Source organism: Hymenobacter nitidus (assembly GCF_020447315.1).
In the GTDB taxonomy this organism is placed as follows: domain Bacteria; phylum Bacteroidota; class Bacteroidia; order Cytophagales; family Hymenobacteraceae; genus Hymenobacter; species Hymenobacter nitidus.
This window is the reverse complement of sequence record NZ_JAJADQ010000006.1, coordinates 99,155-111,372: the sequence shown is the minus strand read 5'-3', so window position 1 is coordinate 111,372 and position 12,218 is coordinate 99,155. Positions and strand designations below refer to the sequence as shown.

The 12,218-nt window shown below is 61.6% G+C and carries 10 protein-coding genes; 5 read left to right on the top strand and 5 right to left on the bottom strand.

What is annotated here, in order from left to right:
• The first annotated feature begins 163 nt into the window (after positions 1–163).
• The 3 genes from LGH70_RS12735 (at position 164) to LGH70_RS12725 (ending at position 4,128) form a co-directional block, all read left to right on the top strand.
• On the top strand, positions 164–763 hold the full coding sequence (locus tag LGH70_RS12735; RefSeq protein ID WP_226186140.1) for a gluconate 2-dehydrogenase subunit 3 family protein: 600 nt from the start codon (positions 164–166) through the stop codon (positions 761–763).
• 118 nt (positions 764–881) lie between these two features.
• Entirely contained in the window at positions 882–2,558 is a 1,677-nt protein-coding gene (locus tag LGH70_RS12730) for a GMC family oxidoreductase (protein WP_226186138.1), read from the top strand.
• 232 nt (positions 2,559–2,790) lie between these two features.
• Positions 2,791–4,128 (top strand): family 1 glycosylhydrolase, encoded by a 1,338-nt coding sequence (locus tag LGH70_RS12725; RefSeq protein WP_226186133.1) that lies wholly within the window; start codon positions 2,791–2,793, stop codon positions 4,126–4,128.
• A 460-nt stretch (positions 4,129–4,588) separates the two neighbouring features.
• Here LGH70_RS12725 and LGH70_RS12720 read toward each other — a convergent pair whose 3' ends face one another.
• The 5 genes from LGH70_RS12720 to LGH70_RS12700 all read right to left on the bottom strand — a co-directional run bounded on the left by LGH70_RS12720 (position 4,589) and on the right by LGH70_RS12700 (position 9,992).
• Positions 4,589–6,100, bottom strand: a complete 1,512-nt coding sequence (locus LGH70_RS12720) for a catalase (RefSeq protein WP_226186130.1) — start codon at positions 6,098–6,100, stop codon at positions 4,589–4,591.
• A gap of 196 nt (positions 6,101–6,296) precedes the next feature.
• Positions 6,297–7,241, bottom strand: a complete 945-nt coding sequence (locus LGH70_RS12715) for an SdiA-regulated domain-containing protein (RefSeq protein ID WP_226186128.1) — start codon at positions 7,239–7,241, stop codon at positions 6,297–6,299.
• A gap of 48 nt (positions 7,242–7,289) precedes the next feature.
• Positions 7,290–7,586: a hypothetical protein gene (locus LGH70_RS12710; RefSeq protein WP_226186126.1), complete on the bottom strand. Its 297-nt coding sequence runs from the start codon at positions 7,584–7,586 to the stop codon at positions 7,290–7,292.
• A gap of 103 nt (positions 7,587–7,689) precedes the next feature.
• A complete protein-coding gene (locus LGH70_RS12705; RefSeq protein WP_226186124.1) occupies positions 7,690–9,060 on the bottom strand; it encodes a sensor histidine kinase in 1,371 nt (456 codons plus the stop codon).
• Between the two features lie 254 nt (positions 9,061–9,314).
• Positions 9,315–9,992: a response regulator transcription factor gene (locus LGH70_RS12700; RefSeq protein WP_226186122.1), complete on the bottom strand. Its 678-nt coding sequence runs from the start codon at positions 9,990–9,992 to the stop codon at positions 9,315–9,317.
• A gap of 86 nt (positions 9,993–10,078) precedes the next feature.
• Between LGH70_RS12700 and LGH70_RS12695 the strand changes: the two genes are divergently transcribed.
• Together LGH70_RS12695 and LGH70_RS12690 are read left to right on the top strand one after the other, a co-directional pair.
• Entirely contained in the window at positions 10,079–11,032 is a 954-nt protein-coding gene (locus tag LGH70_RS12695) for a hydrogen peroxide-inducible genes activator (protein ID WP_226186120.1), read from the top strand.
• A 60-nt stretch (positions 11,033–11,092) separates the two neighbouring features.
• Positions 11,093–11,875 carry an alpha/beta fold hydrolase gene (locus LGH70_RS12690; protein ID WP_226186118.1) on the top strand — a complete coding sequence of 261 codons (783 nt, stop codon included), beginning with the start codon at positions 11,093–11,095 and terminating at the stop codon, positions 11,873–11,875.
• Positions 11,876–12,218: the final 343 nt, after the last annotated feature.

Sequence of the window (12,218 nt, the reverse complement as noted above, 5' to 3'; positions counted from 1 at the left end):
CCAGGGTTTAAGCCCGGCTAAGATGCTGGTTATTTTCAGGATGCGCCTCACAAAATACTGCCGGGCGGGTTATTTAGGCGGCAGCAAGCTCAACGGCAATAACCTTCCGGCGGCTTAGCTCGTCAGTAACGTGTGTCCTATGGCTTTTTCCTCTGATTCCGATATGACTTCTTCTCCCTACCCCGCAGGCACGGTGCGGGCCCTGCTGGCCACCGACCTCATGACGGAGGCCACGCGCCAGGCGCTGGAAGCCCGCCTGCTCGCCCCGGCCTATGAGCCGCAGTTTTTCGACGCGGCCACCTATGAGCTGCTGCGCATGGTAGCGGCCCGCCTGTTTCCGCAACCCGACCGCGCCGCGCCCATCGAGCTGGCCGCCGCCATCGACCAGCGCCTGCTCGAGGGCCTTTCCGACGGCTGGCGCTACGACGTGCTGCCTCCCGACCGGGAAGCGTACCGGCTGGGGCTGGGCGGCATTCGGGAAAGTGCCCGGGTTATGTTCGGTGCCCCGTTTGAGCAGCTGACCGGCTTGCAGCAGGATGCCGTGCTGCAGGCCGTACAGAACGAAACCGCGCCGGGCCCACTCTGGGATACGCTGTCGGCCAACCGCTTTTTCGAGGAGCTGCTGGCCGAAATGACCGAAAACTACTACGCCCACCCGCTGGCCCAGGAGGAAATCGGCTACGTGGGCATGGCCGACGTGCCCGGCTGGACTCACATCGGCCTCAACGAAAAAGAACCGCGCGAACCAGCGGTGAATGAGTGACTTAGTGATTTAGTGAGTTTGATGTTCGACTTGAGCAGCTCGGCGCAGTCTGAACCACAACTCAGTAAAATCACCAACTCGCTAAGTCTGTAAGTCACTACCTCCCCATCTCCCCGTTATGCCCGACGAAGAAACCCTGGAAGAAGGCATCCTGAACCCCGTGAAGCCGGAAATTCAGGACCCGCTGCTTAAAAGCCTGCTGGCCGATACGCCGGTGGGGGAAACGCCCCTCGTACCCCAGCCTGCCCCCCTGGAAATACCGCTGCCCGCCGAAACCGTGGACTGCATCGTTATCGGCACGGGAGCCGGCGGGGCGCCGCTGCTGGCCCGCCTGGCCATGGCCGGCCTGAAGGTAGTGGCCCTGGAGGCCGGCCCCTGGCACGACCCGAAAAAGGACTTTGCCACCGATGAAAAAGCCCAGGAGTTCCTGTTCTGGAACGACGAGCGGCTTTCGGCCGGCCACGACCCGGTGGCTTTTGGCAAAAACAACTCCGGTACCGGCGTGGGCGGCTCCACGCTGCACTACACGGCCTACACCCCGCGCCCCCAGCCCGAAGACCTGCACCTGCACCGTGACTTCGGCGCGGGCGTCGACTGGCCCTTTGGCTACGAGGAGCTGGAGCCATATTTCGAGGAGCTGGAGCAGTTTCTGGGTATTTCGGGCCCGACACCTTACCCGTGGGGGCCGCCCCGCCGCAAGGGCTATCCACTGGCCCCGCTGCCTCTGAACGGCGCCGCCCAGCTGATGCAGCGCGGCTGCGAAACGTTGGGCATCAAAACCTCGCCGGCGGCCAATGCGGCGCTGTCGGCGCGTTATTACCAGGAGGGCGTGGGCTGGCGCGAGGCCTGCACCAACCGCGGCTTCTGCCAGGCCGGCTGCAGCACCGGCGCCAAGGCCAGCATGGACGTGACTTTCCTGCCCCTGGCCGCTGCCCACGGCGCCGACATCCGGCCCAACTCGTACGTGACCGAAATAGAGCGGGACGACACGGGCAAAATTACCGGCGTAGTGTACGTGCAGAACGGGGAGGAGCAGCGCCTGCGCTGCCGCCACCTGTTTCTGTGTGCCGGCGCCGTGGAAACGCCTCGGCTCTTGCTACTCAATGAGTTGGCGCTGAGTAGCGGGCACGTGGGGCGCAACTTCATGGCCCACCCCGGCATTCAGGTGTTCGGCACCTTCGCCGAGGAAGTGCGACCCTACAAAGGCATTCCCGGCTCGTTGATTTCCCAGGATACCTTCCGGCCCAAGGATGCGGATTTTGTGGGTGGGTACCTGTTGCAAAGCATTGGTATCATGCCGGTTACGTTTGCCGGGCAGGTGGCCCGGGGCCGCAAGCTGTGGGGCGAGCCGCTACGCCAGTACATGCAGCAGTACAACCACATTGCCGGCATCAACATCCTGGGCGACTGTCTGCCCCACGCCGACAACTTCCTGGAGCTGGCCGACGAAAAAGATGCCCGTGGCCTGCCCAAGCCCCGGTTGCACTTCACCAACCACGACAACGAAATTCGGATGAACGCCCACGCCGAAAAGCTGATGCGCCGGATCTGGGAAGCCGCCGGGGCCACCGACATCTGGGCTTTTCCCCGCTCGGCCCACGTCATTGGCACGGCCCGTATGGGCCTCAGCGGCGACGACGCGGTAGTGGACGCCAACGGCAAAGCCTTCGATGTGCCCAATCTCTACATCTGCGACAACTCGGTGTTTCCCAGCGCCCTGAGCGTGAATCCGGCCCTGACCATCATGGCCCTGGCCCTACGCACCGCCGATAAATTCCTGGAAAGCCAGAAGTAACTGATAAAACGTCAAATCCCCTCCTCAGATGAGGAGAGATGCCCGCAGGGCGGGGTGGTTGATTGGCGTTGTTTGGCCGGACGGCAGTCGGTAGACCAAACAATTTATCCTCCAAGGTTTTATCAAGATACATAACATCAGCAACGAGTTAACCATCCCGCCCTGCGGGCACCCACGCCGCTTGATGCCCGGAATTTGGAAACAGGAGGGGAGTTTTGTTCAGACATATCCAATGGCTAAAGACTTTTTGAAGCATATCAAAGCCCGGTTTGGGGAAGGCAACTACGCCGGCGACGAGTACGGCGGGGCCGCCGGGCGCGACGGCAGCGGCCTGCCGACGGGCGAGGCAGGCAACTTCATGTTTGCCACCGGTATCGAGTGCTCGTATCCTACCATCGACCACGGCAAAACCCGCCGCGACCTGCTGGCCGAGTGCGGGCACTACGACCGGTGGAAGGAAGATCTGGCCCTGGTGAAAGACATGGGCCTGAAGGTGTTGCGCTACGGTTTGCCGTACTACAGCATCCACCTGGGCCCGGGTAAGTACGACTGGGAGTTTGCCGACCAGGCCATGGCCGAGATGCAGCGCCTGGGCATCACCCCGATTCTGGACCTGCTGCACTTCGGGGTGCCCGACTGGCTCGGCGACTTCCAGAACCCCGAGTTGCCGGTTCATTTCGCCGAATACGCCGAAGCCGTGGCCCGGCGCTACCCCTGGGTGCGCTACTACACGCCCGTCAACGAGATTTTCGTGACGGCCCGCATGAGCGCCAAGGACGGCATCTGGAACGAGCAGCTCAGGTCGGACCAGGGCTTTGTAACGGCCATCAAGCACTTGGTGGCGGCCAGCATCATGGCCAACCAGCAGATTGCCCAGGTGCGGCCCGACTGCATCATCGTGCAAAGTGAGTCGGCTGAGTACATCCACGAGCTGCGGGCCAGCCCCTGCGCCCGTATCAAGCTGGAAAATAAGCTGCGCTTCCTGGCCCTGGACCTGCTCTACGCCCGCCACCCCGACGCCGACGTGCTCAACTACCTCTACGACAACGGGATGACGCGCCAGGAGTACGACTGGTTTATGGCCGGCGAGCCTCCGGGCTACCAGGTAATGGGCAACGACTACTACGGCCGCAACGAGCGAATCATTCTGCCCAACGGCGAGGAGTGCACCAGCATGGACGTGCTGGGCTGGTACAACATCACCCACGAATACTACCTGCGCTACCGCAAGCCAGTGATGCACACCGAAACCAACGTCTTCGACGCGCACGACGCTCCCACCTGGCTCTGGAAGCAGTGGGTCAACATCCTCAGGATGCGCGAGGAAGGCATTCCCGTGCTCGGCTTCACCTGGTATTCCCTTATCGACCAGGTCGACTGGGACATAGGCCTGGCCCAGAAAGTAGGCAAAGTCAACGCCTGCGGCCTCTACGACCTCGACCGGAACCCGCGCAAGGTGTCCGTTGCCTACCGCCAACTGCTCCAGGAATACGGCCAGATTACCATTGTGCCCCACGGCGAGATGTTCCAGGTCACCAAGCAGCCGGCCACGCTGAAAGTGGAGGTGTAGGGTCGGCTCAACGCGGCATGGTGAAGTGCTCTTTGTACAGTGGTTTACCGAAAGTGCTCGGGCAAGCAACGTATACAGAGCACTTTCTCTATATTTGGTGGGCAGCTTACTACACGCCAACCAACTACCAGAATAATGGGCCGGATACCCCTTGCACTGCTCGCCGTTATTATCGGAACCGCTGCATATCGAAAATTCGATTTCGAAACCCTACGGTTTGAAAACACAGGTTTAGGTATCGTTTATATAGTAGCCTTTGTGTTTTTAGTGGTTGCCGCGGTCAGAAGTAAGGGCGATGCTGAAAAGTCTGAAAAGTAGACTGTTGTGTTCGGCATAACGGACTAGCTACCCCGCTGGGGCCGCGCTTCGCTCATCCGGACACGCACAAAACAAAAGAGCCGGCCTCCTTGCGGGGGCCGGCTCTTTGTGCAGAAAAAGGCAGGTCGGTTACTACTATAAGCTAAACCGTAGCGGCGGCAATATGTTCGGTGGGCATCTCCACATCCACGCCCAGACCTTTGGCAATGGCCATGCCCAGGCGGATATCGGCGCGGAACCAGTGGCAAAGCTGGCGCTGGGTGATGAGGTCTTTCTTGGGGCCATCGATGCCGCTCATCGAGCCCACCACGTTGCTGATCAGGTTGCGCTGGGCCTGGGCGTCGAGCAGACGGAACAGGTTGCCGGCCTGGGTGTAGTGGTCGTCGTTGCCGGGGCCGGCGTTGCGGTCGTAGCGGTCGGCGAAGAGGCCATCAAGTTCCTGGGCGGGCTCACCCACGGTTTTGTCTTCCACGGGGCCGTCGAAGGAGTTGGGGAAGTAGTTGGGGCCGGGGCCGCCGTTGTCGCCGAGGGCCATTTGGCCGTCGCGCTGGTAGTTGCTAAAGCCGTAGGGGCAGGCATTTACGGGCAGGTGCTCGTAGTTGACGCCCAGGCGGTAGCGGTGCGCGTCGGGGTAGCTCAGAATGCGGCCCTGCAGCATTTTATCGGGCGAGTAGCCGATGCCGTCCACCACGTGAGCCGGCGAGAAAGCGGCCTGTTCCACGTGGGCGTGGTAGTTTACGGGCACTTCGTTCAGCTCCATTACGCCTACTTCGTGCAAGGGGAATTCGCCCTGGGGCCACACTTTGGTCAAATCGAAGGGGTTCCAGCGGAAGGTTTTGGCCTGCTCGTCGGTCATTACCTGAATGAACATCTTCCAGCGGGGGAAATTGCCGTTGTCGATGGCCGCTACCAGGTCGTGCTGGGCAAAGTCGGCGTCCTCGCCCTTCATCCGGATGGCGTCCTCGTTGTTGAAGTTCTTCACGCCCTGTTCGGTACGGAAGTGGAATTTCACCCATACCCGCTCGTTTTCGGCGTTAATCAGCGAGAAGGTGTGAGAGCCGTAGCCGTGCATGTGGCGGTAGCCGTAGGGCGTGCCGCGGTCCGACATCAGAATGGTAATCTGGTGCAGGCTTTCGGGGTTCAGGCTCCAGAAGTCCCACATCATCGTGGGGCTTTTCAAATTGCTGCGGGCCTCGCGCTTCTGAGTATGGATAAAGTCGGGGAACTTCACCGGGTCTTTCACGAAGAACACCGGCGTGTTATTACCCACCAGGTCCCAGTTGCCGTCTTCGGTGTAGAACTTCAGGGCGAAGCCGCGGGGGTCCCGCTCGGTGTCGGCCGAGCCTTTTTCGCCGCCCACGGTGCTGAAACGGGCAAACATGCGGCACTCGTTGCCCACTTTACTGAACAGTTTGGCGCGGGTCAGGTGGGTGATGTCGTGGGTCACGGTGAAGGTACCGTAGGCCCCGGAGCCCTTGGCGTGCACCACGCGCTCCGGAATCCGCTCCCGGTTGAAGTGGGCCAGCTTTTCGTGCAGGAAGTAGTCTTGCAGCAGCAACGGGCCGCGGGCCCCGGCCGATACGGAGTTCTGGTTGTCGAAAATCGGGCGGCCGGCCGCAGTGGTCAGCTTCTTGGGTTGAGTGGATTCTTCCATCGGTACGTGCAGAAAAGGGTTGGAGTTCAGAGCAAGCCGCCGGGTTTGGCGGTGGACAAAGGTTGAGCTTCCCGATGTATAATGAAAATTGATAATTTCAATACCAGTATAGTTTGCGTTGATATATAAACGGCAACGTCCCGCCAACTTGGCTTCAGGTTGGCGAGGCGTTGCTGCTTATACAGAACCGGAAAGATTACCGGCCCCGGGCGCGAAACAGATGAATACTGGCCTGAGTGGCGCTTTTGCCGGCTTCAGTGGCCACGTACAGGTCGCCGCTGGGCGTGAAGGCCAGGCCTTCGGCCTGGGGAAACAGGTCGGCGGGCAGGGGCTGGGCGGCCAGCAGCTGCCCGTTCTGGTCCAGCTCCACGATGCCATTCTGCTTGGCCGACAGCACGAAGACGTGGCCGGTAACGGGGTGCACGGCTACGGCCGAGGGCGAAAATCCTTTACCCGAGCCCTTCTTTTTACCCTTCTTCCCCGACTTTTCGGCCGCCGCATCAGCCCCCGCGGTAGAGCCGCGGATGGCTTCCACGTCCAGCACATAGGCGGGCTTGGCTTCGGCCTTAAAGGTTTCGGGGTGCAGGCGGTAAATGGCGCGCTGCCCAAAGGAGAGGCCGGCGCCCGGCTCGCCTTTGCAGGCCACCAGCAGGGTTTTGGAGGCCGCGTCGTAGGTCAGGCCCTCGGTTTCGTTGGCGAAGCTCAGGCCGGTTTCGTACTCCTGGGTGCCCGTGGCGGAGTAGCGGAACAGCTTCCCGTCGCTGCGCATGATAAACCAGTCGGCGCCCACGCGGGCCACGTCTTCGTAGTCGCCGCTGCTGCCGAAGGGAATCACCCGGTCGACCTTGCGGGTGGTGAGGTTGTACTCGTAGAGGTTGCCGGTTTCGTCCTCGATACCGGTAATATGGGTGCTGCCGGCCAGGGCAATGCCCGACAGCTCGGCCAGCTCCGACGGCATAGCGTAGGTAGCGGCCGGACGGGAGAAGTCGTAGGCCATAGCGGCTTTGGGGGCCGGCGGGGTGGTGCGCTGGCTCACGGCTTGTACCGGCAGCAGGGAGCTGGAAGAGGCATCAGCCGACGTGGCAGCGGGAGAATTGCAGCCAACAGGCAGCGTAAGGAGGGCAAAAAGCAGGTTTTTCATAGGGAAATCGGCAGAACTAGAGAGCAGAAAATCGGGTGGGTAAGGGGTTTACTGGCTGACAATACGGTGAGCCGACGTGGGGGTACGGCCCTGGCACTCGGCGAGTTGGCGGCGCGTCTGGCGCAGCTCCTCGCTCAGGGCCAGCCAGGAAGTGTCGTCTTCTTCGGTATCCTCGTCATCCTCATCGGCTTCGAGTGCCGCACTATGCACGAAGCGCGAGGTAGCGGCGGAAGAGGCCGGAGCCGCGCTTCTGGGGCGGTAGCCGGTAGCCAGCCCGTAGATATTGAGCCCGACGGACAGCAGCAGCACCACAATCCAGGCCAGCAGCGGGGGAGAGGAATTCATGGTCGGTTTCATAGGCGGTTAGTCGTAAGTACCCTGCAAAGGACCGGCCCCGACATTAACGTCGTCTGACTACCACATTAAAATAACCTGAACGCGCGGCGGCCTATAGGGCCGGCAGCCGCACCGTGGCCCGGGTGCCGGCGCCTTCCCGGGAGTCGATGGTGAGCTGGCCCGCGTGCACCTGCACAATCTTGCTGGTAATGGCCAGGCCCAGGCCGTAGCCGGGCTTGTCGAGGCCGTTGCGGCCCCGGTAGAGCGGCTCCAGGATGCGGGCTGCCTCGTCGGGTGGCAGGCCGGGGCCGGTGTCGGAGATGGTGAGCTGCACGGTGCGCGCCGCCGGGTAGCTCAGGGCCACCAGCACGGCCTGTTCGGAGTATTTGCAGGCGTTGTCGAGCAGGTTCAGCACGGCCGTGTGCAGCAGCTGGGCGTTGCCGCGCACCCCGTACACTTCCTCCACCGCCTCGGGCCAGGGGCCGAAATCCACCTGAATGGGGCGGCCGGGGTAGCGCAGCTTGCAGGCGTCCACGGCTTGTAGCACCACATCGTCGAGCGAAACGTGGGCGCACCGGAACGAGGTGTCGTCGGCTTTAGCCAGGGCCAGCAGGCCGTTGGTCAGGTCGATTATTTTCTGGATTTCCTCCACCGCCGAGTCGATGCTGCGCTTGGCCGCGGGCAGGTCGGTGTCGTAGGCCGAGGCCGTTTCCAGGGTGCCCAGCACGGTAGCCAGCGGGGTGCGCAGCTCGTGGGAGGCGTGGGCCACGAAGCTTTTCTGGTTCTCGAAGGCCTGCTCCAGCCCGCTGAGCATCTGGTTGAAGGTCATGGCCAGCTGGGCAATTTCGTCCTGCCGGTTGCCCTCGTCCACCCGCCGCTTCAGGTTGGAAGCCGTAATGCCTTTCACCTCGGCCACCATGCGCTGCAAAGGCCGCAAGGACCGGTCGGCAAACAGCCAGGCGGCCCCGATGATGAGCACCAGCGCCCCGAGGTTGCCCCAGAGCAGAATCGAGGTCAGCGTGTCGAATTCCCGGCCCCCGAACTGGTCGCGCCCGGCCACGAACACCAGGTATTCCCGTTTTTTGTAGCGGTACAGAATGCCCAGGGTTTCCACTTTGCCTTCCCGAAACCGGGCGGGTTTCTTGCGGGTAATCTGGTCGAAATACTCCGCGTCGCGGGCCGGGGCGGGCTCGTCTTCCTGAGAAAGATGAAACACGAGGCGCCGTTGCGAATCGTAGAGGCTGATGCGCTCATTGTGCATGGTCAGCAGGTCCTTTTTGCGGAAGCTGCGCAGCACCTCGGAGTCGAGCTGGAGGCGGCGAATCAGCAGGCTGGCGGTTTGCGTGGCCTTGCCTTCGAGCCGGTGGTAGAAGCGCAATTCCCGCGCCCGGGCGCTGTAGTAGTAGATAAAGGCCGTCAGGCAGAGCTGAATGGCAAACACCAATGCCATAAACCGCAGAATGAGCTTGTTGCGAACCAGCATGGGGTTAATGTGCTAATGTGGGAAATGTGCTGATGTGCTGATGTGCTAATGCTGTGTCATTGCGAGGCGTAAGCCGCGGCAATCCATCCTCTGAAATGTGCCGAGCTTTCTACCGTGACAAGCCCTTTGTAGCTCGAGGCTGCTGCGGTAGAAAGGCTTGGTGGGAAAAGGTCGTGACTACCTGCGCAGAGGACGGATTGCCGCGGCTACGCCTCGCAATGACAGACGATTAGCACATTCGCCCCATTAAACAATCATCCTTCCCGCATCACGTAGCCCATACCCACGACGGTGTGGATGAGCTTGGGCTCGTGGCCTTTGTCGAGCTTGCGGCGCAGGTGGCTGATGTAGACGTCGATGACGTTGGTATTGGTGTCGAAGTCCAGTTCCCAGACTTTCTCGGTGATATCGACGCGGGACACGATTTTGCCCCGGTTCAGCAGCAGGTGTTCCAGCAGGGAATATTCCTTGGCCGTCAAATCGATGCGCTGCCCGGCCCGGGTCACGGTTTTGCTTTCCAGGTTCAACTCCAGGTCGGCCATGCGCAGGGTGCGCTTCACGGCCGAGGCGTCGGCGTTGCGCTTGGTCAGGGCCCGGGCCCGCAGCAGCAGCTCCTGAAACTTGAAGGGCTTGACCAGGTAATCGTCGGCCCCGGCCTCGAAGCCCAGGGTTTTGTCTTCCAGGCTATCCAGGGCCGTGAGCATGAGCACCGGCACGTGGGCGTTGTCGGCCCGAACTAGCCGGCACAGCTCGAAGCCGTTGATGTGGGGCAGGTTCACGTCGAGCACGAGCAAATCGTAGCTGTTTTGGCGGAACAGGGACAAACCCATTTGCCCGTCGAAGGCCACCTCCAGCTCGTAGCCCTCGTTTTGGAAGCCCTTTTGAATAAACGAAGCCAGCTTGGGCTCATCCTCGACCAGTAGTATTTTCATGCGGCGCGGGTGCAGTAGTACCCGGATTACGGGTGGGGTAGCGGGTTGTTGTATAAGTTAAATTGATGGGTAATGTATAAAGTATAGTGGCAGGTTATATTTGCGGCATGACCGTGCAGCAGCTCGAATACCTCGTCGCCCTCGATACCCACCGCCAGTTTGTGCTGGCCGCCTCAACCTGCTTCGTGACCCAGCCCACGCTGAGTATGCAGGTGCAGAAGCTCGAAGAAGAGCTGGGCGTGCTGCTGTTCGACCGCACCACCAAGGGCGTGCGGCCCACGGCGGTGGGCGCTAAAGTGGTGCAGCAGGCCCGGCAGGTATTGCGCGAGGTGCAGCAGCTGCACGAAGTAGTGCAGCTCGAAAAGGGCGACCTGGTGGGCGAGCTGCGCCTGGGCGTTATCCCGACGCTGGCGCCCTACCTGGTGCCGCTGTTTCTGGTGGAGCTGGCCGGGCGCTACCCCGGGCTGCGCCTGCACGTGGAGGAGCTGCAGTCGGCCGCCATTATGCAGCGCCTCAAGGACCATACTCTGGATGTGGGCCTGCTCGTAACGCCCCTCGACGACCGGAGCCTGCGCGAAATTCCGGTGCTGGAAGAGCCGTTTCTGGGCTACGTCGCCGAAGGCCATCCGCTCTACAACAGGTCGGTTATCGAGCCAGCCGACCTTGCCGCCGACGGCCTCTGGCTCTTGCAGCAGGGCCACTGCTTCCGCCACCAGGTGCTGAACCTGTGCAACGCGCCGGCCCCGGCCACGCCCCGGCCCTACACCTACGAAAGCGGCTCGATTGAAACCCTGAAGCAACTGGTAAGCCGCACCGATGGCTACACGCTGGTGCCCGAGCTGTCGGTGCTAGAGGAAGTCGATACGAACCCGATGATAAAGCGCTTTGCCGCGCCCGAGCCGGTGCGCGAAGTAAGCTTGGTAGTACATCACGGGTTTGTGCGCCTGCCGCTGCTGGCCACCCTGCGCGACGTAATCCTGGCCCAGCTGCCGGCCCGGCTGCGGGTAGGGCAGGCCGGACAAAAGATTCGGTGGAAGTAGTGTCGAGCTTGCGCCGCCGGGCGGCGCATTCCGTACGTCAGGAAAAGCAACCTCCGATTCATGTCCTTGGTACCTATCGACCTGCCCGCCCTGGAAGCGGGCCGCGGCCCGCTGACCTTTGTTTTCCTGCACTACTGGGCCGGTAGCGGCCGGGAATGGCAGCTCGTCATGGATGAGTTGGCCCCCGATTTTCATTGCCTGGCCCCCGACCTGCGCGGCTTCGGGCGGGCCCCGGCCCCCGAAAGCGGCTACCTGGTCGAGCACTACGCGGCCGATGTGCTGGCCTTCATCGAGCGGCGCGGCCTGAGTAATTACGTGCTCGTCGGCCACTCGATGGGGGCCAAAACGTCCATGTGGGTGGCTTCCGAGCAGCCCGTCGGGTTGCGGGGCCTGGTGCTGCTGGCCCCTTCACCGCCCACCATCGAGCCCATGACCGATGAGGAGCGGGCTGCTTCGCTCAAAGGCTTTGGCCACCCCGAAGCGGCAGCGGCTACGGCCGACCGAATTCTGGTGAAGCGCGTGCCGGAAGCCGTGAAAATCCTGGTAATCGAAGACAACCTACGGGCCTCCCACCTGGCCTGGGACGCCTGGATGCGCTACGGCAGCCGCGAGGATATTTCGGCGCGCCTGTGTCTGGTGCAGCCACCCTGCCTCATCATCAGCGGTGGCGCCGACCCCATTATGTCGCCCTCGGTGCACGGCCTCGAAACCCTGCCCTACCTGCCCGATAACACGCCCCTGGAAATTCTGGGTGGCGTAGGGCACCTGCCGCCGCTCGAAGCTCCGGAAGCGGTGGCCCGGCTGCTGCAAGAGTTTGTAGCAAAGCACAACCTGGCGCAGTAACTTGCCCGCTGGCAGTATAGGCCGCAACTTGTGCCGCCGCTAACGTTGTTCCGGGTAAGCAGATATGTTTATTGTATTTGGTGTGTTTACCAGAGTTAATTTTTGCTGTTGGTAAACATTCTTATCTTAGATTTATTATGTGTTTACCTTTATAGGTAAACGCATGTGCGTTTACATGGTATATTGTTTATCCAAAAATACCTCTGCATGGCGTGCGGATGCAGGTTTGCACCAATGACCGTCAGGCTTCATCTGGCGTCCGCGCAGTTGAAGCCTCTCGGCTGCCGTGGTAACTTCTACTGTCTGCGCGACGAAGCGCTGGAGGAAACTTAATCATCGGCGC